This window comes from Pseudomonas sp. 9AZ, assembly GCF_902506525.1.
In the GTDB taxonomy this organism is placed as follows: domain Bacteria; phylum Pseudomonadota; class Gammaproteobacteria; order Pseudomonadales; family Pseudomonadaceae; genus Aquipseudomonas; species Aquipseudomonas peli.
The window spans coordinates 2,231,967-2,256,215 of record NZ_LR733840.1; the positions used below are offsets into that span (position 1 = coordinate 2,231,967).

Consider the following 24,249-nt stretch of genomic DNA (forward strand, 5'->3'; position numbering starts at 1 on the left):
TTGGCATCGACCACGCTGTCAGCATTATCCGGCTCACTGTGTTCACTCATGTACTACCCCTCTTGTTGTGTTTATGGGTGAATCGTCTTCTGGAGTTAAGACCAGCATGCTCGCTTACTCAAGCCGTAGGGCTATGTTCAACGGCCTTCTTATCCCTTTAAGTTCTTTCCATATACTCAAACATCACTTTTGCGCATAACCCTGAGCTGGTATCTTCCTCCGGCTCCGCAGGGAGTGCGCGGCCGTGCGCGCTGATAGCTGTAAAAAGCCTGATAACAGGACACTCCATGTACGTATACGACCAGTACGACCAAAAAATCGTCGAAGACCGCGTCAAGCAGTATCGCGATCAAACCCGCCGCTACCTTGCCGGTGAACTGAGCGGTGAAGAATTCCGCCCGCTGCGCCTGCAGAATGGCCTGTACATCCAGCGCTTTGCGCCCATGCTGCGCGTTGCCGTGCCGTACGGTCTGATGTCGTCCGCCCAAGTGCGCATGATGGCCAAGATTGCCCGTGACTACGATAAGGGTTACGCGCACATCAGCACCCGTCAGAACGTCCAGTTCAACTGGCCAGACCTGGAAGATGTGCCTGACATTCTTGCCGAGCTGGCCACCGTGCAGATGCACGCGATCCAGACCAGCGGCAACTGCATCCGTAACACCACCACCGACCAGTTCGCTGGTGTGGCCAAGGATGAAATCATCGACCCACGTCCGTGGTGCGAGATCATTCGTCAGTGGTCGACCTTCCACCCCGAGTTCACCCACCTGCCGCGCAAGTTCAAGATTGCCGTAAACGGCGCAGTCAGCGACCGTGCCGCGATTGAAGTGCACGACATCGGCCTGGAAGCGGTACAGAACGACGCCGGTGAGCTGGGCTTCCGTGTGTCCGTTGGTGGCGGCCTGGGCCGTACCCCGATCGTCGGCAGCTTTATCAACGAATTCCTACCGTGGCAGCACCTGATCAGTTACCTCGACGCCATCCTGCGTGTGTACAACCGCTACGGCCGTCGTGATAACAAGTACAAGGCGCGCATCAAGATTCTGGTCAAGGCGTTGACCCCTGAAGTGTTCGCCGAACGCGTGAATGCTGAGTGGGCTCACCTGAAAGATGGCCCGACCACCCTGACCGAAGCCGAAGTGGCCCGCGTTGCCGCGCACTTTATCGACCCAAGTTACAAAGCCCTCGACGATCAGGATGCCGCTCTGGCTGCCCTGGATGCCGAACACCCAGGCTTTGCCCGCTGGCGTCAGCGCAACACTTTCGCGCACAAGAAGCCAGGCTATGTCGCCGTGACTCTGTCGCTCAAGCCAACCGGCGTGGCGCCGGGCGATGTCACCGATAAGCAGTTTGATGCGATTGCCGACCTGGCCGACCGCTACAGCTTTGGCGAAGTACGCAACAGCCACAACCAGAACATCATCCTCGCGGATGTTGAGCAGGCGCAGCTGTTCACCCTGTGGGGCGAGCTGCGTGAAAACGGTTTCGCCACGCCGAACGTCGGCCTGCTGACTGACATCATCTGCTGCCCGGGCGGCGACTTCTGCTCGCTGGCCAACGCCAAGTCGATCCCGATTGCCGAAGCCATTCAGCGCCGTTTTGACGACCTGGATTACCTGTTCGACATCGGCAATATCGACCTGAATATCTCTGGTTGCATGAACGCCTGCGGTCACCACCACGTGGGCCATATCGGCATCCTAGGCGTGGACAAGAAAGGTCAGGAGTTCTATCAGGTCTCCCTCGGCGGCAGCGCCGGTCGTGACGCCAGCCTGGCGCAGATCCTCGGCCCATCCTTCGCCGAAGCGGACATGGCTGACGTGATCGACAAGATCGTCAAGGTCTATGTCGAGCGCCGCACCGAAGAAGAGAGTTTCCTCGACACCTTCCGCCGTATTGGCGTCGACCCGTTCAAGGAGCGCGTATATGCAGCGAATCATTAAGAACGGCCAGCTGATCGATGAAAGCTGGCACCTGCTGCCCAAGGACGCCACGCTGGACGGCATTCCCAACTGCGACGACCTGATCGTGCCGCTGGGCCTGTGGGTCGAGCACAGCACCGCGCTCAAGGCCCGTGATGGCGGCTTGGGCGTGTGGCTGGACGCGGGTGAGGAAATCGAGGAAATCGCCGATCAGCTGGATAACTTCCAGGTCATCGCGCTGAACTTCCCGGCCTTTACTGATGGACGCCACACCTCCACCGCCTACCTGCTGCGTAACCGCTACGGCTACAAAGGCGAAGTGCGTGCCATTGGTGATGTGCTGCGCGATCAGCTGTTCTCCTACCTGCGCGTAGGCTTCGATGCCTTCGCCCTGCGCGAGGACAAAGACCCGCTGGATGCCTTGAAAGCCTTCGAGGAGTTCAGCGAGGTCTATCAGGCCTCAACGGACCAGCCGCTACCGCTGTTCCGTCGCCGCGCCTGATTCTGCCGGCAATTCAAAAGGCCACCCCTTGGGGGTGGCGTTTTTTGTTTATTGCGATTCAACCCAGATTGACCAGCACTCGACCGACCTGTTTGCCCGCGAGGATCTGCGCAATTGCATCCGGCAGTTGCTCAAGCGTCACTTCGGTGACCAGTGCATCGAGCTTGACCTTCCACTGCAGCGACAGCTTGTCCCACATCGACGCCTTAACCACTAACGGCAGCTCAACCGAATCAACCCCGAGCAGATTAACTCCACGGAGAATAAAGGGCAGCACACTGCCCTTGAAACCGACGCCAGCCGTCAGGCCACAGCAGGCAACGCTGGCACCGTAGCGCAGCGACTTAACCACGTTGAACAGAATATCCCCGCCCACACAATCCACTGCGCCAGCCCACTGCTCTTTGAGCATCGGTTTATCGGTGCCGTCCTGCAGTTCGGCACGTAGCACAATTTGCTGAGCACCTAGCGCCTTGAGGTAATCCGCCTGGTCCGCCTTGCCAGTCGATGCCGCTACGCGGTAACCCAGGGTAGTTAACAAAGCCACCGCGACACTGCCAACACCACCTGTGGCACCAGTCACCAATACGGTGCCGGCATCCGGCGTCAGCCCGCTTTGCTCCAGCTTGTCGACACACAGCGCAGCCGTCAGCCCAGCGGTGCCAAGCACCATGGCCTCGCGCAGCGATAACCCTTTAGGTCGTTTCAGCGCCCAGCTGGCGGGAATGCGAATGTACTGAGCCAACCCGCCCGAGGTGTTCATGCCCAGGTCATAGCCGGTGACGATCACCTCATCGCCGGCGCTGAACTCAGCCACACTAGAAGCCTCCACCACGCCCGCTGCGTCTATACCAGGTGTGTGTGGAAAGCTTTTGGTCACGCCACGGTTGCCACTCGCGGACAACGCATCCTTGTAGTTAAGCGAGGAATACTTGACCCGAATCAGCAGCTCGCCGGCGGGCAAGTCATCGATATCACGCTGCACAATCACCTGTTCGAAACTGCCCGCTGCGCTTTCACGGGCTTGCAATGCACTGAACTTGCTCATGTTCTTCCTCTGTATGACGGACCGATTACCAGAAGCGTTGCTGATTCAAACGACTCAACCAGTTCAGAACGAAACGATCCAGCGCAACGCTGCCCGCCAGTCCAACGCGCTCCTGCAGGGTTTTCTTCTCGGCATAGTGCAAATGAAACAGCTCGGCGCTCTTGGCGCGTTCTGCCAGGTATTCGTCACTGGTCTTCAGCTCATCGACCAGTTGCTTCTCCAACGCCGCCAGGCCCAGCCAGACTTCACCCGTGGCAATCTGGTCGATGTCCAGCTGCGGCCGGTAGCGGGCAACAAAGCCCTTGAACAACTCATGGGTGGTTTCCAGGTCTTCCTGGAACTTCTCCCGGCCCTTCTCGGTGTTCTCGCCGAACACGGTCAGGGTGCGCTTGTACTCACCGGCGGTAAGCACTTCAAAATCAATGTCATGCTTCTTCAGCAGGCGGTGCACGTTAGGCAGCTGGGCGACCACACCAATCGAACCAAGAATGGCGAACGGCGCGGAAATGATCTTCTCGCCAATGCAGGCCATCATGTAGCCACCGCTGGCCGCGACCTTGTCGATACAGACAGTCAGCGGTACGCCCGCCTGACGAATGCGCGCCAACTGTGAAGAGGCCAGCCCATAGCTGTGCACCATGCCACCACCACTTTCCAAGCGCAGCACCACTTCATCCTGCGGCGTTGCCATAGTCAGTAAAGCAGTGATTTCGTGCCGCAGGCTGTCGGTGGCCGAGGCTTTGATGTCGCCATCAAAATCCAGCACGTAAACGCGCGGTTTGTGAACACCGGCCTTCTTTTCCTGCTTCGCAGCCTTGGCTTCAGCTTTACTCGCGGCTTTCAGTTGCTCTTTATCGAGCACCGCATGTTCCATGCGCTGATGCAGCTGCTTGAAGAAATCATTGAGCTTGTTCACCTGCAACTGACCCGTGCCCTGACGGCCTTTGCTACGCAGAGCGGCAATCGTCACCAACACCACCACGATGGCAATAACTAGGGTCACTGTCTTGGCCAGAAAGCCGATGTACTCTGCAAAAAACTCCACGTATTCCCCCTTTTCCCCATGGCTGCGCGCCCTCACTGACTGCGCACATTAGCGCCCAAGCATACCGAGGCCATGGGTTCACGGCCAGCAAGCAAGGTCTAGTCATTCAGCGCATTCATGCAATTCAAACAAGCGTATGTTTTTACGTTGACAGCTCTTGAGCTTCCTCATACCCTCGCGAAACTTTAACCGCAGCGGAATCGAGCGGACGTGGGCAGCATCTACCTGATTCGACATGGCCAAGCCTCCTTCGGTGCAGACGATTACGATGTGCTATCGCCCATTGGAATTCGCCAGGCCGAAGTGCTGGGCGAGCACCTTGCTCAACTGGGTACGCGCATTGACCGCAGTGTGAGCGGTGATCTGCGCCGCCAACAGCACACGGCTAACAGTGCCTTACAGCAGCTTGAGCAAGCAGGCATTGCCACACCATCGCTGGAGATTGACTCTGCCTTCAACGAGTTTGATGCCGACGCCGTAATCCGCAGCCTGCTGCCGGACATGCTTGGCGAAGAACCCGAAGCCCTGCACATTCTGCGCAATGGCGCGCAGAACCGAGCTGAATTTCAGCGCCTGTTCGCCAAGCTGATTGGCCGCTGGATTTCCGGTGAGCACGACATACCGGACCTGCAAAGCTGGCAAGGCTTCGTCGAGCAGGTTCAGGGCGGCCTCACCCGCCTGCTGGAACAGGCTGACAGCAAACAAAACATTGCCGTATTCACCTCAGGCGGCACCATCACCGCCCTGTTGCATCTGATTACAGGTATCGCGCCTGCACAGGCGTTTGAACTGAACTGGCAAATTGTTAACACCTCACTAAGCTGCCTTAAGTTTCGTGGCAGCCAAGTGAGCCTGGCTTCCTTCAACAGCCATGTGCATTTACAGCTGTTGAAGGCGCCGGAGCTCATCACGTATCGCTGAGCTTCGGCCCACTGCACCCATCACGGGCGCTAGAAAAACCTGAGAAAAAGGAAGAAACCATGAGCGTTGCAGACATCGTCAATACCATGCAGTCCAAATTCAACGCCGGTGCCGCTGCAGGCCTGGACCTGGTGTTTCAATTCAACATCGAAGACGGCGAGAACTACGCGCTGATCGTCAAGGACGGCACCTGCGCCGTTGAGAAAGGCGACAACGCCAACGCCAACGTGACCCTGATCATGGACACCGAGACCCTGAAAGGCATCACCAGCGGCGAAACCGACGGTATGCAAGCGTTCATGTCCGGCAAACTGCGCGCCGAAGGCGACATGATGCTGGCCATGAAGCTGGGCGAGCTGTTCCCGGTTTAAGCGGTAAAGCTACTGCGCGGCACCAAAAACCGGAGTCATTGACTCCGGTTTTTTTATGGCTAGAAACCAGGCTTAAATGGCCAATCAGGCAGCTTGATTAAGCAGCAACACGCCCACCTATAACAGCGGGTATTCCTTGTGAGCTACAGGCTGCAGCATTAGATTAGCTAATTATCTTAGGCACCCATCATAAGCAGAAGGGATAAACATGGCGCTTACTGACCAGTCCACCCGAATCCGCGAAGGCGAAGAACTCGACGCCGCGGTCATCGACCAGTACCTCAAGGCGCATATCCCTGGCTTGGCGGGCGAGCCGCGCATCAGCCAGTTTCCTGGCGGCGCCTCGAACCTGACCTATCTGCTCGAATACCCCAACCAGGAATTTGTACTGCGTCGTCCGCCCTTCGGCCACAAAGCCAAATCGGCTCACGACATGGGCCGCGAGTACCGCATCCTCAATCAGCTCAACGCCGGTTTTCCTTACTGCCCGAAAGCCTACGTGCACTGCACCGACGAGTCGGTGATCGGTGCCGAGTTCTATGTCATGGAACGGGTCAACGGCATCATCCTGCGTTCGGAGATGCCAGCGGAGCTGAACTTCAGCGCCGAGCAGACCCGCGAGCTGTGCAAGAGCTTTATCGACAAGATGGTCGAACTGCACAACGTCGACTATCAAGCCTGCGGCCTGGGTGACCTGGGTAAGCCTGAGGGCTATGTGCAGCGGCAGATCGGCGGCTGGAGTGATCGCTACGACAAGGCGCTGACCCCCGACGCACCGTTGTGGGAACCGGTCAAGGCCTGGCTCAAAGACAAGATGCCTGCCGACCACCACAAGCCCGGTATCGTGCACAACGACTACCGCTTCGATAACGTCATCCTCAGCCCGCAGAACCCAAGCCAAATTATCGGCGTACTGGACTGGGAGCTGACCACCATCGGCGATCCGCTGATGGATCTGGGCAATACCCTCGCCTACTGGATCGAAGCCGGCGACTCGGCGCCGATCCAGATGATGCGCCGCCAGCCGAGCAACGCCCCTGGCATGCTGACTCGCCAGCAGTTCGCCGACTACTACGCTGAACGCTCAGGCATCGAGATCAAGAGCATCGACTTCTACTACACCTACGGCTTGTTCCGCCTGGCCGGCATCGTGCAGCAGATCTACTACCGCTACTTCCATGGCCAGACTCAGGACAAACGCTTCGCGCAGTTCATTCACATGAACAAGCTGCTGGAGCAGATGAGCCTGCAGGTCATCAATAAATCGCAGCTGTAAACGGCCGAACAGGCCTCTCATAAGAAAGGAAAAACCCATGTCCAAGACCCATCTGTTCGACCTCGACGGCAAGATCGCTTTCGTTTCCGGCGCCAGCCGTGGTATCGGCGAGGCCATTGCCAAACTGCTGGCCCAACAAGGCGCTCACGTCATCGTTTCGAGCCGCAAGATCGACGACTGCCAAAAAGTCGCGGATGCCATCATCGCAGACGGCGGTAAGGCCACGGCAATTGCCTGCCACATTGGCGAGATGGAGCAGATCAGCAACGTCTTCGCGCAGATCAAAGAGCAATTCGGCCGTCTCGACGTACTGGTCAACAACGCCGCCACCAACCCGCAGTTCTGCAACGTGCTCGACACCGACCTGGGCGCGTTCCAGAAGACCGTTGATGTGAACATTCGCGGTTACTACTTCATGTCCATCGAGGGTGGCAAACTGATGAAGGCCAACGGTGGTGGCAGCATCATCAACGTGGCCTCGATCAACGGCGTCTCGCCGGGTGAATTCCAAGGTATTTACTCGGTCACCAAAGCTGCCGTCATCAGCATGACCAAGGTCTTCGCCAAGGAATGCGCGCAGTTCGGCATTCGTTGCAACGCCCTGCTGCCAGGCCTGACTGACACCAAGTTCGCCTCAGCGCTGACCAAGAACGATGCCATCCTCAAAGTCGCCTTGCAGCGCATCCCGCTCAAGCGTGTGGCCGATCCGAGTGAAATGGCTGGCACCGTGCTGTACCTGGCCAGCGATGCCTCCAGCTACACCACCGGCGTGGCATTGAATGTGGATGGCGGCTTCCTCTCCTGAGATAGCCAATCCAATAAAAAAGGGACCCTCGGGTCCCTTTTTTGCAGCCTGGAATTTACTGCCAGTCCTTCAGCGCCTGCTTGGCGGCCGGATTCATTGGCTCAGCGAGCAAGCCAGCAGGCGTAAGGTTGATGCTGTACACCGCCTCATCGGCAAGCGGCAGGTACGTTACCCGGCGTGCCTGTGGGTCGAAGATAAACAGATCATGCTGACCCAACCGCAGCCAGCGCCAAAGATCGATGCCATACGGGCTGTGCGCCAGCTCGACACGGGTATGCTGCGCCAGGCTCTGCTGTTCGATGGAAAGAAAACGCCCCGAGAGCTTTTCCAGGCGATAACCTGGCTGCAAACCAATCAACTCGGCCAGCCCCTTCCACTGCAGAAATCGCGCATCCAGCTGCCAGAGGTCGCCCTCCATGGTCAGCGTGCGCTCACGACCTCCCTCCAGCACACTGACGCGATACAGCGGGCCGTCAGCCTTGAAGCTCAACGTAGCCAGCGGCTTACCTTCAGGAATTGCTGCGTAGCTGCGTAAATCGTTGGCCAACAGGCCAATCAGCGCCGCCAAGGCGAGAAATGCCAGGCCGCAGGTGCCACGCAACCAACCGAGAAACCAGTGACGATTGAACAGGATGCGCGCCGCAACAAACGCCGCCAATAACCCTAGCAATGCCGTTGCCCATGCCAGTCCGCCGTATTGCATTGCCGTGCATTCCTTATGCGTGAGATTGCCGGCATTATGCGCAGCTAACTGGCTATAGAACAGCCAGAGAACACCACAATTAGACACAGGACGTGTTTTTAAATGGCTTTCCCGTTTGAACTCAGCGTTGATCTAAGCACACTGGCAATTCTCGCCATGGTCGCGTTTATTGCTGGCTTTATCGATGCAATTGCCGGCGGTGGCGGCCTACTGACCATCCCGGCGCTGCTGACGGCCGGCCTGCCGCCGCACCTGGCTCTGGGCACCAACAAACTCAGCTCGACCTTTGGCGCGGCCGCCGCCAGCTACACCTTCTACCGACGCAAATTGTTTGACCCCGTTCAATGGCGCAACGCGTTGATTGGCACGGCCGTCGGCGCGCTTCTGGGCGCCGCGATGGCGCAATGGCTGCCGTCGGAGTGGTTGAACCAGCTGCTTCCCGCCGTGGTATTTGGCTGCGGCCTGTACCTGCTGTTTGGCAAAACTCCGGATGCGCCGCTGCTTGCCGAAGCGCCGATTGCCAAAGGCCGGCAGTGGCCACAAAGCCTCAGCCTGGGTTTCTATGATGGGGTTGCAGGCCCTGGTACGGGCGCCTTCTGGACAGTAAGCAGCCTGCTGCTCTACCCGCTCGACCTGGTCAAAGCCAGCGGCGTGGCGCGCAGCATGAACTTCGTCAGCAATATCTGCGCCCTGACCGTGTTTATCATCAGCGGACAAGTGGCCTGGCTGCTGGGTATCTGCATGGGGTTGGCGTTGATGGTCGGGGCGTTTCTCGGGGCACGCACCGCGATCAAGGGCGGATCGAAGTTTATCCGCCCGGTATTTATCCTGGTGGTCTTGGCGTTGACCGTGCGCTTAGCCTGGCAGCACTGGTTCGGGCTGGCCTAGGCGGCGCGCTACATAGACGTCGATCAGATAACGGGCAATCGAACGCGAAGCCGGCAGTGGCGGCAGGTCATGCACACTGAACCACTGCGCATCCTCGATTTCATCGACCTGCATGACGATATCGCCACTGGCGTATTCAGCATGGAAGCCCAGCATCAGCGAATGCGGAAACGGCCAACCCTGGCTACCCAGGTACTGCAGGTTCTTGATCTCGACCCCGACCTCTTCGCGTACCTCACGGGCTACGCAATGCTCGACCGACTCCCCCGCCTCCACGAAGCCTGCCAGAGTGCTGTAAACCCCGGACACAAAGCGCGGCGAACGCGCCAGCAGAACCTCATCGCCGCGAGTAACCAGCACAATCATGCTGGGTGAAAGCCGCGGGTAATGATGCAGCTCACAGCGTACGCAGTGCATCGCGCGTTCGCCCGGCATATGTTGCATCGATCCACCACAGCTGCCACAGAAACGATGCTGACTGGCCCAAGTGCCAATCTGGGTGGCGTAGCTGAGCAACTTGAAGGTATCGGCATCGCCTTGCAGCATAAATTGGCGAAGGTTCTGCCAGGCGCAGCCCGGCATGTCGAATGGCTGACTCAACTCCAGCAGATAAACAGCGTCGCCATCAAAGTGGCCTAAGCCATGCTCTGCGATGATCGGTAAATCCTGCTTTTTCAACCACTCACGGGGAAACAGCACACCGTTACTGTCTGCTAGAAAATGCTGTTTGCAGTGCACAACCGCCCAGCCACCAGGTTGCTGGCTGTCAAGCAGTGTAGGCTGCCAGCGGAGCATGCTCACACCTCCAGCGGCATGCCCAGGGCACGCACGCTTTCTGCCGCGAGATCAAGCACGCTGGGCTGGGTTTCCGGACGCATCACCGCCCCGGCTTCGAGGTAGTACTCAAGGCTGCTAAGGGCATCGGCAAGGGTTTCCAACATCTGCTCGGACGGCATGTGCGGCGCGTCAAACATATGCTGTTGAATGTAATCGGCGCACGCACCGACCAGCTGGGCAGCGCGTTCCTGACCAAGGAACCACAGGCCACCACGAACGGCTTGCAAACTGAACGGAACATTCGACAGATGCATGCGCTCGCCGCCCGATTCGAGGTAGGCGGTAATTGCCCGCTTGGCCAGAGCCAGCCCGGCTTGGGCCTCGTCGACCACCACAATACGGGCCTCATTGAGCTGGTGCAGCGCAAAGGAGTCAGCTTCTTCGCCAGGCTGAGCCTGCGTGGGTCTTACTTCACGGCGCTCGCCGCGATCCAGACTGGCAACCATACCTTCGACGTACAGCACCGCATCGGCCAGTTTATGCAGCTCCTGCGGTTGAGGCGCACTCTCCTCGCTCCAGCTGGCGACAGTCTGCAGTTGAGCGTTTAGGGAGTTGCCAGCCGAACTGAGGCCAACCATACCCAAGGTCTTACTCAACTTACCAAGCAGGGCATGCAAGCTATTGAGACTGTCACTTTGCAGGGTGCCGCGCTCGATCAGGTCGAGCATATCCTTGACGCTGTTGAGCTCCTCACGGATCGCCGAGCTCAGCGAGCGCATTACGGCCTGCCCGGGACCTGCCAGGCGCTGGTATTCCTCTTCCAGCAGGTGATCGGTAAAGGGTAACGGCGTCAAACCGAACACTTCACTCAGGGCGGTCGCTTGCGGCCCACGACTGTCGGCCAGGGCCACCAAGTAGAGCAACTCTTTGAGTAACCCACGAGGCGCTTCGTATTGCCCATTGACGAAGAGTTGCTTGAGCTCGCGGTCAATTCGCGAAAACAGCTGTTTGCGCGACTTGCGCGCCAGCAGCTGACCGTCGACCTGCGCCTCAACAGCCGCTGCACCAACCCAGCACAGGCGACCGCGCGGCTCGTTAGCAAACAAGCTATCGAGACGACTCAGTGCACGCCCCATCAATTTGAGACTGGCTTGCGGGTTCTGCTCACGGATAAAGCCCAGCAGCCCCACTTGATACATATGGCGTAAACGACGCGCTTCGCTCTCACGGGCAGCGCCATCAACCGAGGGCGGCGAGGTGCGCGGGCGGGCGTGGTCTAGGCGCACGCTAAAGAAAAAGCTTTCTGGCAAGGCGGCCTGACCGCCAGCCAGACGGAGATCATTGATCGCCGGCAGCAACAGCTCAGGCATTTCTTGACGGTGGGCTTCAACGTTTTCCAGATAACGGCGCAGCACATGCAATGCGTTGCTCAGGGCGGAAAGCTGCGCATCGCGCTCTTCGCCGGCACCGGCGGGAATATCAGTGGCCTGATCCAGCACTTCCTGGGCCAGTAACTCGGCACCGGCTAGTTCAATCAGATTCAGCGTGCCGCGTACCTGATGCAGGTTTTCCACGGCCTGTTGCAACAGACTGCCGTTGTGACGGTCGGCAATAAAGTGTTCGAGGCTCGACTCGGCCTCTTCCATAGTGGCAAACAACTCATCGCGCACCAGATTAAGCGACGTGGCTCCAGAAACCATGAGCTATTGCGCCTCCCGCGTTAGGAAAAAAGACAGGTGGAAGGGCAACATCAGTCGGCAAACTCCGGCTTCTGCTTGCTCATATGAGCGGCCATGGCCACCCGCAGATCGGCAGATTGCAGCATGGCGGCGTTCCAGGTGGCGATATATTCCAGGCCATCATCGACGCGGTGATCGCGCATGTAGCGAATCATTTCCTTGGTGCCACGGATGGCGACCGGCGACTTGCTGGCTATCTCACGGGCAATACCCATCACGCCCTCAAGCAAGGCATCGACATCGGCATAGGTACGATTGACCAGGCCAATGCTGCGTGCCTCCTCACCCTCAATGGTGCGGCCGGTAAAGGCCAGCTCGCGCATCATGCCATCACCAATGATGCGCGGCAGACGCTGCAAGGTACCCACGTCGGCGGCCATGCCAATGTCGATTTCCTTGATCGAGAACTGCGCATCGACCGTCGAGTATCGCATGTCGCAGGCCGAAATCAGATCAATCGCGCCGCCCAGGCAGTAGCCTTGAATGGCTGCAAGCACCGGTTTACGGCAATTGTCTACAGCGTTGAACGAGGCTTGCAGTTCAAGAATCTTGCGCCGCAGCTTTTCGGCATTGCGACCGACATCCGAACCCAGCTGGCTGCCAATCGACGCGAGCATCATCAGGTCAATGCCGGAGGAGAAATGTTTGCCCGCGCCGGAGATCACCACCGCACGCACCTCATCGGTGTCATCAATCCAGCGGAAGATCTCGATAATCTCGCGCCAGAAGTCCGCATTCATCGCGTTGACTTTTTCTGGGCGGTTAATCACCACGTGGGCGACCTTATCTGCCAACTCGACATTAAAGGCTTTGTAGTCGGACACGGCAGTCATCCTCAGCAAGGGCGCGGAGCGCGTAGAATCTTATTAGGGTAAAAATCGAGCAACTATAACAACCAACCGACAAATGTCGATGCTGGCCACTGTGACGCAGGCCACGTCATCAAAGTTAAGCTCAATTTTTACTTATCGGCGATAAGCGCTTGATCTACTGAGAAAGACTGGCGGCAAACCAGCGCATATCGCTGGTGCCGCCGGGCAAAGGTACAGGCCAGAGCAGGATCAGGCCTTGATGCAGTCCACGGTGTAGACGCCATTCTCACGCTGCAGGCCGTGCACATCGGCATCGAAACCAGGGAAACTGCGGTCAAAGGTACGGGCAAAGGCCAAGTAATCGATGATCGAACGCGTCTGCGCAGTAAAACGCTCGCCTGGCATGATCAGCGGAATACCTGGCGGATAGGGCACCAGCATCACCGCAGCAATCCGCCCCTCAAGCTGCTCAATTGGCACCGCCTCGACTTCCCCGCGTACCAGTTGGTTGTAGGCATCAGCGGGTTTGATCGCCACTTCCGGCAGTACCGTGTACATGCGCTTGAGCGCCTTGGCCGTGGCGTTTTCGCGGTAGCAGGCATGCAGCGCATCACACAGGTCACGCAGCCCCATGTCCTGATAAAACGCCTTGCCAGCCTGAGCGATAGACGGCAATACATCGCTTAACGGCAAGTTGGCGTCATAGCTGCGCTTGAACTCCAGCAACTCGGTCAGCAGCGTGCTCCACTTGCCTTTGGTAATGCCCATAGAGAACAGCACCAGGAAGGAATACAGACCGGTCTTCTCCACCACCAAGCCACGCTCCCAGAGGAACTTACTGACCACAGCAGCCGGAATGCCCCGCTCGTCCAGCTTGCCGTCGGCGGTCAGCCCAGGCGTGACCAACGTGACTTTGATCGGGTCAAGCAGCACATAGTCTTCTGCCACCTCACCAAAACCGTGCCAGTCGGCTTGTGGTTGCAGCAGCCAATACTGAGTCACCACATCATCGGTGCCTTCGGCTTTGGCCGGCTGCCAGATACTAAACCACCAATCATCAGCACTTAGGTTCTGCCGTAGGTTGGCCAGGGCGCGGCGGAAACTCAGGGCCTCATCGAAGGTTTCCTGAATCAGTGAACGCCCTGCCGGGCCTTCCATCATCGCCGAAGCCACATCCAGCGAGGCGATGATGCCGTACTGCGGCGAGGTGGAGATGTGCATCATAAAGGCTTCGTTGAAGCGATCCCGATCCAATTGGCGCACACCGCCATCCTGCACATGAATCATCGAAGCCTGGCTGAATGCGGCCAGCAATTTGTGGGTGGAGTGCGTGGTAAACACCAGCGGCGCTGCTTCGGTACGTGCGGTGCCCATGCCGTAACGCCCGGCATAGAACTCATGAAATGCTGCATAGGCATACCAGGCCTCGTCGAAATGCAGCACTTCAACGCTGTTGCCCAGGGTCTGCTTGATCAATTCTGCGTTGTAGCAAAGGCCGTCGTAGGTCGAGTTGGTCACCACCACCAGCTTGACCATCGCCCCGCTGCTGCTCGGCACACGACCGCGTGCCAGTGGGCTGGCATCGATCTTGGCCTGGATCGATTCACGGCTGAATTCGCTCAGCGGAATCGGCCCGATGATGCCCAGCTCGTTGCGCTCTGGGCACAGGTACAGCGGAATCGCGCCAGTCATGATGATCGAATGGAGGATCGACTTATGGCAGTTGCGATCCACCAGCACCAGGTCATCCCGGCCGACCATGCTGTGCCAGACGATTTTGTTTGCCGTCGAGGTGCCGTTGATCACGAAATAGGTGTGATCGGCGCCAAAGTTACGCGCCGCGCGGGCTTCAGCCTCGGCGAGCGGGCCAGTGTGATCGAGCAACGAACCCAGCTCCGGCACCGACACCGAGAGGTCGGAACGCAGGGTGTTTTCGCCGAAGAACTGGTGAAACGCCTGCCCCACCGGGCTCTTGCGATAGGCCACACCACCGCCATGGCCGGGCGTGTGCCAGGAATAGTTGGATTGCGCCGTGTGCTGCACCAGCGCCTTGAAGAATGGCGGCAACAGGCAATCCAGATAATTGCGCGCCGCGCGGGCCACCTGGCGGGCCAGGAACGGCACGGTGTCTTCGAACAGATAGAGGATGCCGCGCAACTGATTGAGGTCCACCATGGCCTCGGCCGGCGCATTCTCGATGGTCACCTGCTCACCGAGGGCAAAAATCGGCAACTGTGGCGCACGACGGCGAGCGATGCGGATCAGTTCAACCATGTCCTGCAGCAGGTTCTTGTTTTCACCCGCACCTTCGGCGGCTACCAGAATGCAGGCCAGGCCGTGGTGCGTGGAAGCGACGATGCGCCCCTCGGCGGAGCTGGCGGTAGACAGAATGCTGAAGCCGTCCTGCTCCAGTTCTTGGGCGATGGCGCGCACCCGGTCACCGGCCACGGTATCGGCCTTGATGTCACGGTGCACGATCAGGACGGGGAACTTGAGGTCTTTATACATTGTGGCGTCCCTGAGTGTGACAGGCTGAGCCTGCCTATCGCCTCAGGGTAGAGGCTGGCTCCGCCAGGCGGAACCCCCTCTGCGTGACGCTGTACGAAAAGGTCGCGAGTGGATAACTCGCGACGTTCCTACACCTCAGCCTTGGGCTGCTCCATTTGCACCCAGAGCGGCGGCGCACCTGCAGATTTTTCGATGATCGCCAGACGCGCCGCGTGCTCAGCAAGCTCAGCAGCGCTGGCCTGGATCACCCGCGTACGCGCGCGCTCAGCAGGTAGGCGGCGGATCGCACTGGGCTGCTGACGGCCATTGCTGTCGCCTTCCGAGCCATCGCCAGCCAGGGACAGATTGGTCTGTCCACCAGTCATGGTCAGGTAGACGTCAGCCAGAATCTCGGCGTCGAGCAAAGCGCCGTGCAGATCACGACCAGAGTTATCAACGCCATAGCGTTTGCACAGGGCATCGAGGTTGTTGCGCTGCCCTGGATGGCGCTCGCGGGCCATCATCAGGGTGTCGAGGATCGAGCAATGCTCGCTGATATCGGCGCGATCGTCCTGCTTGATCAGGGCAAATTCGTTGTTGATAAAGCCAACGTCGAACGCTGCGTTATGAATGATCAGCTGCGCGCCCTTGATGAATTCGAAGAACTCATCGGCGACCTCCTTGAAGCGCGGCTTGTCTTTGACAAAGTCGTTGGTGATGCCGTGCACCGCAATCGCGCCTTCGTCGATTTCGCGATCAGGCTGCAGGTAAACGTGAAAGTGCCGCCCGGTCAGACGCCGGCCGATCAGTTCAACACAGCCGATTTCGATGATCCGGTGACCATCGGCCACCGGCATACCGGTGGTTTCGGTATCGAGTACTACCACGCGGTTCGTAGGATTCTTGTAAATTGTCATCAATGGTCTACCGTTTAAGGTGCGCAGAATCTTAACATGCTGAAGGATTCCGCCGTGAACCAAGCTGACAAAGTGTAAACAGCAGAAACACTACTATCCAAGTACGCCTCTTTGTAAATTAGCCATGAATTACACAATCAAATCCTTCGTTGCTAGCGATGGTGAAAGGTTCTCACAGCTCTACGAGGCTGAAGCACCTGGCTTTCCGCTTTTCTATCCCACCGCCTTCATCGCACGTTGGGTCCGACCTGGCAGCACACATGAAACACAGAAAGCCTACCTATCGGCGATCCGCCTCGTATGTGAGTGGGAGTCAAAAAACAACCTTGACTTGGCCTTGAGTTTTCACAAGCGCAAGTTCCTTAGTACGGGGCAAATAGACGACCTAACAAATCACTTAAGAGCCAGAAAATCTGGATCGAAGGGCAGCGTAATCAGCAATGCCAAGTTCAACATTTATCTCGCACACACCGAAAACTACATCCGCTGGCTCGCACAAGAAGTCATTACCGAAAAAAATTCCCCCGCCGTAACGCTAGCGATAAATGAACAAAGCCAAATGCTTAAGGAAAAAAAAAGGCGTAAGACAGGGTCAAAATCAGCAAATAAAAAGCGAATTCTCGCAACTAGCTTAAAGGAACATGCAAGAAATCAACTATTCGAACTCTTTAGCACACCATTCAAGCTCACTCTTAACCTACAAGACTATGGACCAAGGTTACGCAATATAGTAATGCTTCGGATACTTTATGACACAGGCATGCGCGTCGGCGAACTACTCGGGCTAAAGCTTGGAAATTTTGTTGAAGCCTGCGGAGGTGATAGTGCGTACTTGGATATTGAGCGCAATCATCACGACGAATTTGACACCCGCATTAATCAACCAGTAGCAAAAACCCTAGGCCGAAGACTTCCAATAACAGAGGCACTAGAGGTGCAAATTAAAAACTATAGAGACAACTGGCGAGCAGAAATCAACGGGGTTGGATTTTCGAGCGAAGACTTCCTATTCATTGTTCACAGAGGAGGTCGAAATCAAGGAAAAGCATTAACCAAATCAGCCTTCGACTGCGGCCTAGCGCATCTAAAGCACATATTTCCCATACTAAAATTAATCCACCCCCATTTATTTCGCCACGACTGGAACTATAGATTTTCCGAGATAGCAGATGCACAGGGTCTTTCCTACCAAGAGGAATGCACATACAGAGAACAGTTGATGGGCTGGGTTACTGGATCTAGCATGTCTAAAATCTACAACCAACGCCACATTCGAGAAAAATCACAAGAAATAAGTATTAAAATCGCATCAGATACAGCGAGGCCCAAGCAATGAGCGAGCATTCTTCGACAAATGAGGCATCAAGCTCCACTATCCTCGATCTAGAAAGAACCGAACGCCCATCTCATACAAAAGATCACTTTTATTGGAGTGAGGATATAATAATACTTGCTGGCGGCGGCAGAGTCGATATGAGCGCAGCACTGCTGAAGCTTGACAAGCAATCCAGAATCAAATTTAAATTATCCGCAGTCAGCTTCAGCAAACAAGGAAACTACGCCAAAGTCACCTACCAAAATTTATTTTCGATATTGAGAACCACTCTAGAACAAAACACCACCACCCCATTCAGCTTGCAATGGATTTCAATGGCTCTGGACCGCAAGGCATTTCGAGGAGCAAAGAAGATCATTGCAGATTTTTTCTTGCACATTAGACACCTGTCACCAGATCTCATTACACATGACTGCATACGGTTTTTAAATGACAGCGCAGCCAGCCCCACAGCACCACGCAATGTGCTCTCAGATGATCCTGAGGTGAGTTGGCTCACCGAAACAGAATATGAAGCTTTATTAAGCATGGTATGGAGCGACTACGACAAGGGGAAATGTGGGACTCAAGTAACCCTTATAAGACTGCTTTCTCTGCAGTTCGCTAGGCGCCCCATTCAGCTAGCGAATCTTAAGTGCTGCGACGTACGCGAGAGCGATGGATCGGACAGCGACGGATTGATTGGACGAATTATCGACTTCCCAGGAGCCAAAGATGCTGAAGCCGAATTCAACTTCCGAGATAGCAAATCTGAACCCCACCCGCTGGCCGATCACCTTTGGGACCTGTGTCAAATTCAACTTTCTGAAATCAAGAAATTATATGATTATTTTTTTGACATCACACTGACAGAGGCCCAGGTTAAAAATCTTCCTCTTTTCAACTGCTTTAGTCGACTAGAAGAAGCGCAAAAGACAATAAAGGGGCACTACAAACTTGACATCATGGAGAACTTGAGCAGTGAAATATTTCACCTCCGTTCTCGAAGGCTTGTCAATGTAATAGCCCTTCGGTACAACACCCCAGCCTGCATTTTTGGCCCCGAAAGCAGAACCCATATACTAGCTCCAACCCCTCCAATTAGCCACAGAACCGGCAAAGAACTAGTTGTTAGCGCTATAAGGCTTCGTCATACCAGAGCGCGACAGCTAGCCAGAAAGGGAGTGCTTCCACACATACTATCTCACTGGCTTGGTCATACAACCGGAAGTGCATTGAGATCGTACTATAACGATCCCGCCGAGACAGCCAGAAAAATTGACGAAGCCATGGCGCCCGCTCTTGCGCCCCTAGCCATGGCTTTCATGGGGTCATTAATTGATAGCGAGCATCAAGCCACGAGAGCAGATGATCCATCTAGCAAGCTCGAGTTCGCCAGTGAAGGCAAACTGAAAGATGTCGGCCGCTGCGGAAAATTTAGTTTCTGCGCTACGACATCGATACCTATCCCCTGCTACCGCTGTAAGTATTTTGAACCACTTGTAAATGCACCTCACGAAGAGGTGCTTACAGCGCTCCTAACTAGGCAAACTACAGAAGAGAGCGCATTAAGAATTGGCGGACAGAGAAATTTACTCATACCCATCGACTTGTCAGCAGATATTTTTGCGGTGAGAAGCTGCATTTCACGCTGCAGTGCTCGAAAAATTGAATTGAAGATCGCCGAATGAGCCTCCCTACACAATTCACTCCCAAGCGAAACTTATCCGCCACTCAGAATCTTATAAGATTCATTACTCACGCCCGTAACAACTTAACGCTTTGGTCAAAATTGGATGGCTTTTCATGGGAAAGCACCTGTTGGCCATCCTCAAGCATAACATTGCGCTTCATCAACTATGAAAACTCCACGTTACATTCAACCGTCACTCCCACTTCCGATCAGTTGATGCATCCAGAATTCATTGATCTTGCGAAGGCCTATATTCGCTATAGGCACTCCACTACCCCTGCGAAAACTCACGGCTACGACATCAGATCACTACGTATTATAGAGCTAGCTTTACGCAAAAATATGTCGATACCTGAAATAACTAAATTCGGACAGCAACACTGGGATATTGCAGTAGAAATTGTCAGGCCGGTTAAATCCCGCCAAGCCCTCTGCACAAATATGCATAGCGCCCTGAAGACACTACATTCCCTAGGCATTCTTACAACAGACCCCACCTTCTGGAGACATCCTTATGTTGGCGCGCATGGTTATGAGGCTGAGAACGGCTCAAGCGCTGACATTATTACCAAGGCCAAAAAGCTACCCAATCAAGACAGCCTGCTTATTATTGCAGAGGTATTTTCCCACGGAGCAAGTGAAGTTCTTGAAGATCTAGACACGATGACAACAAGCACAACCGCAATCCTTATAAGCGCACCAATAAGAGTAAGTGAGACTTTACGCCTCCGCCCCAGCTGCCTTAACAGTGCAACAGACAAAAATGGACAGATACAACACTATTTGTCGTATTGGGTGCCAAAGCTTGGCGAATTTGATCGCAAAGCAATTCCTTTGACCATATCAGAAGCTACAACTGAGGCCATTCAGCGACTTATAAAAATAACAGAGGATGGGCGTCACCTCGCAAGATATATGGAAACCTCTCCGAAAAAATTTTATCGCCACCCCACTTGCCCGAATGTTCCTGACGATCAGACACTGACCGCCGAACAGATAGCTCAGGCACTTGGCTTCACAAAAATTAGCGGATGCACCAGTTTTATAAAAAACAACACAGGGAGCGCCTCTTTAAAAGGCTTCACACTGAATTCTCTGTGGAAATTAGTGCTGAAGGCACATAGAGAATACAACCCAAACTTCCCATATCAAGAGAAACTCGACAATTCAAGTCGTCCACCGCTTAAAATGAGTGAATCTCTGTTTTGCTTCCGCAGCAACCAGCTTTCGTTGCTCAGCGACACCTGCCCAGTACTACTAAGGCCATTTACAAAGGACAATTACTCCAAAAGATTTCAAACAACAAGCGGCAGTGAAGCTTCCAATTTTTTTGCTCGGCATGGCTATGAACCGGCCTCGCTTAAATCTCATAGCCTTCGTCACTTTCTCAATCGACTTGGACGGGCCAATTGCGTTTCCATAGAAATGCTCACCGAATGGAGTAGTCGCGCAACCACCAAACAAACTAGAACTTATCTCAACGATGATCCGGCAGACACGGGCCAAAAAGGTGCACGCTTACTAGGTACACTCCAACCACAAGATCCACTAGAGCCGATCACTGACGAACAAATTAACATGTATGGCCAAGGCCCGTACCATCGCAGCAGATATGGTATTTGTCGACGAAGTTGGCGAGCAGGCCCCTGCAATAAATTTGCCGACTGCCTCAACTGCTCAGAGCTTTTAATGTGCAAGGGGGACAAGATCGCGATCGGCAGTGTAATTTCTGACAGAGAAAATCTTTCAAGGGCATATAATTCAGCCTTGACGGCTATTGCTAGCGGAGAGCGCTCCGCATCGCGCTGGACCGAAATAGCAGGCCCACAAATTGAGCGACTTGATCAATTGATAGCGATCATGAACAACCCATCCATTCCTAATGGAAGCCCAATTGAAATGATAGGAACTGACTTCAACCATGAGGGGGCTTTGGTTTCTGAGAAAGCAGAAGCGGCGGGCGTAAAGCTGATTTCAAGAAGCGATCTAGGAGTTAGCTATGGCGAATGCCTACTTTCCTGTCTTGATTTACTTTGGAAGTCTTGACCATGCCCAAAACGATCACAGTGCTGCATGAAAAGAAAATTGCACAGATGATTCGCCATTGGCCAGATGGCCATGCTTTAGATTGGAACGCAATTTGTATCGGCGCACAGGATGTGCTGGAGTGGGATAAGCCACCGACCCGTCAAGCTCTCGACAAAAAACCAAGTATCAAGGTCGCTTACAAAGCAAGAAAGGAACAGATCAAAGCAGAACATCGAAAGCAGAGTGGTATGCCGAAACCGCGTAGCACTTTAGAAGCCATGAAGAGAATTTCGCGCCTACAAGAAGAAAATGACTTGCTAAGGACCGAGCTTTCCAAAATGGCTGAAGTTGCTAATCGTCTAATCTACAACGCAACCATCGCGGGCCTTTCACGCGAGCGGCTAATGGCCCCACTGCCGACGATCCACGAACCGTCTCCCAGGCAATATACCTAGCGTTACTGCACATTCATTCGCCCCATCGCACTCCGTTGCGGGCTTCCGCTATAGGCACAAGCCGGCAAAACACCCACTAAGAGCAGGAGCAGCTCATAGTGCGTAATTGTACCCAACTGACCAGTCAGTTGCATTGGCCCTGACCAGCGATTGCATTCGACCTGACCGCTAGGCTGTACCGATTGACTGGCAGAAAACGGCCGATTCTGTTGAAAAAGTCGGTTTTTGAGAGCGCTGCTTTTCGGCAGCACAAAAATCGCTCGATTTCGACGTTGTTACGTGAAAACCAAGACAGCTTCGGCTTCTGAGTGAACCAGATTTCAACGTCTCTAATACTCTTTCATGAGCAAAAATCGCGACGGGACTTTTTCAACGGAATCGGCCAAAAGCGGACTGTTCCGCTGCGGCTTAGCAGGCCTCCGTTGAGGCTTGGAGGTATCTACTAAATCGGGGACGATTCAATCAGCCCGTCGAAATGCATGGCGATGTCTACTAAATCAGGAGCGATTCACGATTCAGCGATCACAGGATTGCTTACAGATAGAGTCGGCGTTGGTGCCGCAGAATGGGTCAGGGCATACTTCATTTCACTGATAGCCTGCTGATCTTCGCATCCGACCACGCGCATGGCATTCGCCGAGTAGCTGCTGGTAATGTGGGGTATCTAAATCGTCAGGCTTGGCTACGGCAGGTAAGAAATGGCTATCGTTTATCCGACATGCTCCCTGCTGCCCAAAGAACGCTTCGATTACTGGCAGGATGTTGTGTGTTCAACATATGCCCCGACAATTAACCGCAAGCTTACAGATGAGCCGTTCGATGGGTCTCTAGAGGTCAAAGTCAAAGGTGGGGTGACGTTCAGCAGAATCCAGTCACACCCCATCGAGTATGAGCGAGGCCTGAAAGATGACAATAGTGATCACTATTTCATCGCGCTTTCACTATGCCCCGTCGCTTATGTAAGTCAATCCGGCAGGGTCTCGCAGCAGCGGCCCGGGGATATCGTACTGTTTGATAGCGCCCGCCCCTACACTTGCACTCTGCCCACTGGCGACGATCAGATGGTGCTTGCGGTGCCTCGCATGCTTCTCCAGAACCGTATCCCATACGTTGAGCGATTCTTGAGCCGCACGTTAGACAACCAGTCCCCACTGGGTAGCCTCGCTAAATCCATGTTGATGGAGATCTGGAGCGCGCAAGTGCAGTCAGACGCCCAAAACGAGCGCGTGAACACTGCTCTGCTTGATGTGCTATCAACAGCGTTTGAGGCGGCTTATGGCTCTGCGGTAGAGGAGCAATCTTGCCATCGCAATCGACAGCTAATGCGGGTCAAGAAATTCCTCCTTGCCAACCTCAGCCAGCCCAACCTTACAGCTGAAACCATTTCTCAAGCTGTTCATATATCTCCACGAACGCTAAACCGCTTGTTTGCACCAGAGGGCACAACGATCAACCGCTGGTTATGGCTCCAGCGATTGTCCGCATGTCATGACGCGTTACTGAACGGTAAATTCAGCCAGGTAAGTGAGGTGGCGTTGAGCTTCGGCTTCACCAACCTTTCTCATTTCAGCCGAGCTTTCAAACAAGCCTACGGAATAACCCCCCAGCAACTGATGCGTCAGAGCTAATCAACTTGGCAAGTTGAGCACAGCATGTGTCACTCACAGCAAAGCCCCCCCTCCTCTCAAGCCTTAAAGTGAGGCTGCACTGCATAGCCCTGCTCATTCATAAAATCGTCGGCTGAACGCCGAACAATTGATATCGGAATCACTTTGTAGCTGCCATAACGGAAATCGAGGTCTGTTATGAGCCGAGACTACTTTACGTTTTGCTGAGCTACACCCTGACCGGGATCAGCTATCTCATAGCCAAGGATGCTATGGAGCAAAATCCTACCCGCCAGTGCGACAGGAATGGCAGTTGCCATTATTCCCTTGGCGGCATCGTTCTTCTCAATTTTGTTTTTTGGAGAGCATCTTCGGGTAAGTGATGGCTTTGCGTTGGTACTCGTCATCCTCTCAATCGTCGCTGCCGAGGCTTCCGAATCGACCAAACCAAAATTAGCTTCTCCCGCCTGATGGGCGCTGAAAAATCCTCATTCCAACTTCTGCCCACAAGGTGGTAACTCAATGGCTAGCAATTCCAATAAAACCCTTCGTTTGCTTTTTCCTCAATGGCAAGGCGGCAACAATGTCCCGTATTTCTTCGGCGCCCAACTACTGTCTTGGCTCGCTCCAGAGACAAATGGCCCGGTTGAGGAAGTACATGTAGCGAAACCTGATGGTCAAACGCTGGAGGTTGAAAACGGCATTGTAGCTCGCAGTGCATTACTAGAGCAGCTAGCACATGCGCAGCACCTTATCCAAAAGCATCAGCCTGACCGGATGGTGATCCTAGGGGGAGACTGTTTGGTCGACTTGGCACCTTTCGCTTACCTCAACGAACGGTATGACGGGGAGTTGGCAGTTCTCTGGGTCGATGCCCATCCGGATGTCATAACACCCAAAGATTTCCAGCATGCGCATGCAATGGTCATGGGCAA

At 55.0% G+C, this 24,249-nt stretch carries 22 protein-coding genes; 14 read left to right on the plus strand and 8 right to left on the minus strand.

Annotated features, from left to right (window positions below):
* Window positions 1–287: 287 nt before the first annotated feature.
* Entirely contained in the window at window positions 288–1,946 is a 1,659-nt protein-coding gene (locus ALTER154_RS10410; RefSeq protein WP_160086800.1) for a nitrite/sulfite reductase, read from the plus strand.
* Window positions 1,930–2,427 carry a DUF934 domain-containing protein gene (locus ALTER154_RS10415; RefSeq protein WP_090255837.1) on the plus strand — a complete coding sequence of 166 codons (498 nt, stop codon included), beginning with the start codon at window positions 1,930–1,932 and terminating at the stop codon, window positions 2,425–2,427. The genes ALTER154_RS10410 and ALTER154_RS10415 overlap by 17 nt, the downstream gene beginning before the upstream one ends.
* Window positions 2,428–2,485: 58 nt before the next feature.
* Here ALTER154_RS10415 and ALTER154_RS10420 read toward each other — a convergent pair whose 3' ends face one another.
* Window positions 2,486–3,475, minus strand: coding sequence for a YhdH/YhfP family quinone oxidoreductase (locus tag ALTER154_RS10420; RefSeq protein WP_160086802.1), 990 nt, complete (start codon window positions 3,473–3,475; stop codon window positions 2,486–2,488).
* Window positions 3,476–3,500: 25 nt separating this feature from the next.
* A complete protein-coding gene (gene sohB / locus ALTER154_RS10425) occupies window positions 3,501–4,520 on the minus strand; it encodes a protease SohB (RefSeq protein ID WP_160086804.1) in 1,020 nt (339 codons plus the stop codon).
* A 210-nt stretch (window positions 4,521–4,730) separates the two neighbouring features.
* Here sohB and ALTER154_RS10430 point away from each other — a divergent pair, with 210 nt between their 5' ends.
* The 4 genes from ALTER154_RS10430 to ALTER154_RS10445 all read left to right on the plus strand — a co-directional run bounded on the left by ALTER154_RS10430 (window position 4,731) and on the right by ALTER154_RS10445 (window position 7,893).
* Window positions 4,731–5,441: a histidine phosphatase family protein gene (locus ALTER154_RS10430; RefSeq protein ID WP_160086806.1), complete on the plus strand. Its 711-nt coding sequence runs from the start codon at window positions 4,731–4,733 to the stop codon at window positions 5,439–5,441.
* A 59-nt stretch (window positions 5,442–5,500) separates the two neighbouring features.
* Window positions 5,501–5,812 (plus strand): SCP2 sterol-binding domain-containing protein, encoded by a 312-nt coding sequence (locus tag ALTER154_RS10435; protein WP_090255840.1) that lies wholly within the window; start codon window positions 5,501–5,503, stop codon window positions 5,810–5,812.
* 208 nt (window positions 5,813–6,020) lie between these two features.
* Window positions 6,021–7,088 (plus strand): phosphotransferase family protein, encoded by a 1,068-nt coding sequence (locus ALTER154_RS10440; protein ID WP_160086808.1) that lies wholly within the window; start codon window positions 6,021–6,023, stop codon window positions 7,086–7,088.
* A 37-nt stretch (window positions 7,089–7,125) separates the two neighbouring features.
* Window positions 7,126–7,893, plus strand: a complete 768-nt coding sequence (locus tag ALTER154_RS10445) for an SDR family oxidoreductase (protein ID WP_090255842.1) — start codon at window positions 7,126–7,128, stop codon at window positions 7,891–7,893.
* A gap of 55 nt (window positions 7,894–7,948) precedes the next feature.
* Here ALTER154_RS10445 and ALTER154_RS10450 read toward each other — a convergent pair whose 3' ends face one another.
* The gene (locus tag ALTER154_RS10450; RefSeq protein ID WP_090255843.1) at window positions 7,949–8,596 is read right to left on the minus strand and encodes a hypothetical protein; all 648 of its coding nucleotides are present in this window, start codon (window positions 8,594–8,596) and stop codon (window positions 7,949–7,951) included.
* 102 nt (window positions 8,597–8,698) lie between these two features.
* Between ALTER154_RS10450 and ALTER154_RS10455 the strand changes: the two genes are divergently transcribed.
* Window positions 8,699–9,484 (plus strand): TSUP family transporter, encoded by a 786-nt coding sequence (locus ALTER154_RS10455; RefSeq protein WP_160086810.1) that lies wholly within the window; start codon window positions 8,699–8,701, stop codon window positions 9,482–9,484.
* Here ALTER154_RS10455 and nudC read toward each other — a convergent pair.
* The 5 genes from nudC to dnaQ form a co-directional block, all read right to left on the minus strand.
* On the minus strand, window positions 9,452–10,279 hold the full coding sequence (gene nudC, locus ALTER154_RS10460) for an NAD(+) diphosphatase (protein WP_160086812.1): 828 nt from the start codon (window positions 10,277–10,279) through the stop codon (window positions 9,452–9,454). The genes ALTER154_RS10455 and nudC overlap by 33 nt on opposite strands.
* A 2-nt stretch (window positions 10,280–10,281) precedes the next feature.
* Window positions 10,282–11,961 (minus strand): ferrous iron transporter B, encoded by a 1,680-nt coding sequence (locus ALTER154_RS10465; RefSeq protein ID WP_160086814.1) that lies wholly within the window; start codon window positions 11,959–11,961, stop codon window positions 10,282–10,284.
* Window positions 11,962–12,011: 50 nt separating this feature from the next.
* Window positions 12,012–12,824 (minus strand): crotonase/enoyl-CoA hydratase family protein, encoded by an 813-nt coding sequence (locus tag ALTER154_RS10470; RefSeq protein WP_160086816.1) that lies wholly within the window; start codon window positions 12,822–12,824, stop codon window positions 12,012–12,014.
* Window positions 12,825–13,061: 237 nt separating this feature from the next.
* Window positions 13,062–15,320 (minus strand): Orn/Lys/Arg decarboxylase N-terminal domain-containing protein, encoded by a 2,259-nt coding sequence (locus ALTER154_RS10475; protein WP_160086818.1) that lies wholly within the window; start codon window positions 15,318–15,320, stop codon window positions 13,062–13,064.
* Between the two features lie 128 nt (window positions 15,321–15,448).
* On the minus strand, window positions 15,449–16,216 hold the full coding sequence (gene dnaQ, locus ALTER154_RS10480; protein ID WP_160086820.1) for a DNA polymerase III subunit epsilon: 768 nt from the start codon (window positions 16,214–16,216) through the stop codon (window positions 15,449–15,451).
* A gap of 124 nt (window positions 16,217–16,340) precedes the next feature.
* On the opposite strand from dnaQ, the gene ALTER154_RS10485 reads away from it, so the two are divergent.
* The 7 genes from ALTER154_RS10485 to ALTER154_RS10515 all read left to right on the plus strand — a co-directional run.
* A complete protein-coding gene (locus ALTER154_RS10485; protein WP_160086822.1) occupies window positions 16,341–17,552 on the plus strand; it encodes a site-specific integrase in 1,212 nt (403 codons plus the stop codon).
* The gene (locus tag ALTER154_RS10490; protein WP_160086824.1) at window positions 17,549–19,222 is read left to right on the plus strand and encodes a site-specific integrase; all 1,674 of its coding nucleotides are present in this window, start codon (window positions 17,549–17,551) and stop codon (window positions 19,220–19,222) included. The genes ALTER154_RS10485 and ALTER154_RS10490 overlap by 4 nt, the downstream gene beginning before the upstream one ends.
* The gene (locus ALTER154_RS10495) at window positions 19,219–21,270 is read left to right on the plus strand and encodes an integrase (RefSeq protein WP_160086826.1); all 2,052 of its coding nucleotides are present in this window, start codon (window positions 19,219–19,221) and stop codon (window positions 21,268–21,270) included. Before ALTER154_RS10490 ends, ALTER154_RS10495 begins: the two co-directional genes overlap by 4 nt.
* 2 nt (window positions 21,271–21,272) lie before the next feature.
* Window positions 21,273–21,707, plus strand: coding sequence for a hypothetical protein (locus ALTER154_RS10500; RefSeq protein WP_160086828.1), 435 nt, complete (start codon window positions 21,273–21,275; stop codon window positions 21,705–21,707).
* Window positions 21,708–22,405: 698 nt separating this feature from the next.
* Window positions 22,406–23,335, plus strand: coding sequence for a helix-turn-helix domain-containing protein (locus ALTER154_RS10505; RefSeq protein WP_160086830.1), 930 nt, complete (start codon window positions 22,406–22,408; stop codon window positions 23,333–23,335).
* A 285-nt stretch (window positions 23,336–23,620) separates the two neighbouring features.
* Complete coding sequence (locus tag ALTER154_RS10510) at window positions 23,621–23,785, plus strand: hypothetical protein (RefSeq protein WP_160086832.1); 165 nt, start codon at window positions 23,621–23,623, stop codon at window positions 23,783–23,785.
* 51 nt (window positions 23,786–23,836) lie between these two features.
* Window positions 23,837–24,249, plus strand: a 413-nt coding sequence (locus ALTER154_RS10515; protein ID WP_178126363.1) for an arginase family protein, incomplete at its 3' end; no start/stop codon positions are given.

Bases quoted from the DNA above. Each gene is read 5' to 3' on its own strand.
- ALTER154_RS10455 (WP_160086810.1), top strand. From the start codon at position 8,699: ATGGCTTTCCCGTTTGAACTCAGCGTTGATCTAAGCACACTGGCAATT.
- dnaQ (WP_160086820.1), bottom strand. From the start codon at position 16,216: ATGACAATTTACAAGAATCCTACGAACCGCGTGGTAGTACTCGATACC.
- ALTER154_RS10485 (WP_160086822.1), top strand. From the start codon at position 16,341: ATGAATTACACAATCAAATCCTTCGTTGCTAGCGATGGTGAAAGGTTC.
- ALTER154_RS10475 (WP_160086818.1), bottom strand. From the start codon at position 15,320: ATGTATAAAGACCTCAAGTTCCCCGTCCTGATCGTGCACCGTGACATC.
- ALTER154_RS10500 (WP_160086828.1), top strand. From the start codon at position 21,273: ATGCCCAAAACGATCACAGTGCTGCATGAAAAGAAAATTGCACAGATG.
- ALTER154_RS10445 (WP_090255842.1), top strand. From the start codon at position 7,126: ATGTCCAAGACCCATCTGTTCGACCTCGACGGCAAGATCGCTTTCGTT.
- ALTER154_RS10450 (WP_090255843.1), bottom strand. From the start codon at position 8,596: ATGCAATACGGCGGACTGGCATGGGCAACGGCATTGCTAGGGTTATTG.
- ALTER154_RS10495 (WP_160086826.1), top strand. From the start codon at position 19,219: ATGAGCCTCCCTACACAATTCACTCCCAAGCGAAACTTATCCGCCACT.
- ALTER154_RS10410 (WP_160086800.1), top strand. From the start codon at position 288: ATGTACGTATACGACCAGTACGACCAAAAAATCGTCGAAGACCGCGTC.
- ALTER154_RS10415 (WP_090255837.1), top strand. From the start codon at position 1,930: ATGCAGCGAATCATTAAGAACGGCCAGCTGATCGATGAAAGCTGGCAC.
- ALTER154_RS10490 (WP_160086824.1), top strand. From the start codon at position 17,549: ATGAGCGAGCATTCTTCGACAAATGAGGCATCAAGCTCCACTATCCTC.
- nudC (WP_160086812.1), bottom strand. From the start codon at position 10,279: ATGCTCCGCTGGCAGCCTACACTGCTTGACAGCCAGCAACCTGGTGGC.
- ALTER154_RS10435 (WP_090255840.1), top strand. From the start codon at position 5,501: ATGAGCGTTGCAGACATCGTCAATACCATGCAGTCCAAATTCAACGCC.
- ALTER154_RS10420 (WP_160086802.1), bottom strand. From the start codon at position 3,475: ATGAGCAAGTTCAGTGCATTGCAAGCCCGTGAAAGCGCAGCGGGCAGT.
- ALTER154_RS10505 (WP_160086830.1), top strand. From the start codon at position 22,406: ATGGCTATCGTTTATCCGACATGCTCCCTGCTGCCCAAAGAACGCTTC.
- ALTER154_RS10440 (WP_160086808.1), top strand. From the start codon at position 6,021: ATGGCGCTTACTGACCAGTCCACCCGAATCCGCGAAGGCGAAGAACTC.
- ALTER154_RS10510 (WP_160086832.1), top strand. From the start codon at position 23,621: ATGGCAGTTGCCATTATTCCCTTGGCGGCATCGTTCTTCTCAATTTTG.
- ALTER154_RS10465 (WP_160086814.1), bottom strand. From the start codon at position 11,961: ATGGTTTCTGGAGCCACGTCGCTTAATCTGGTGCGCGATGAGTTGTTT.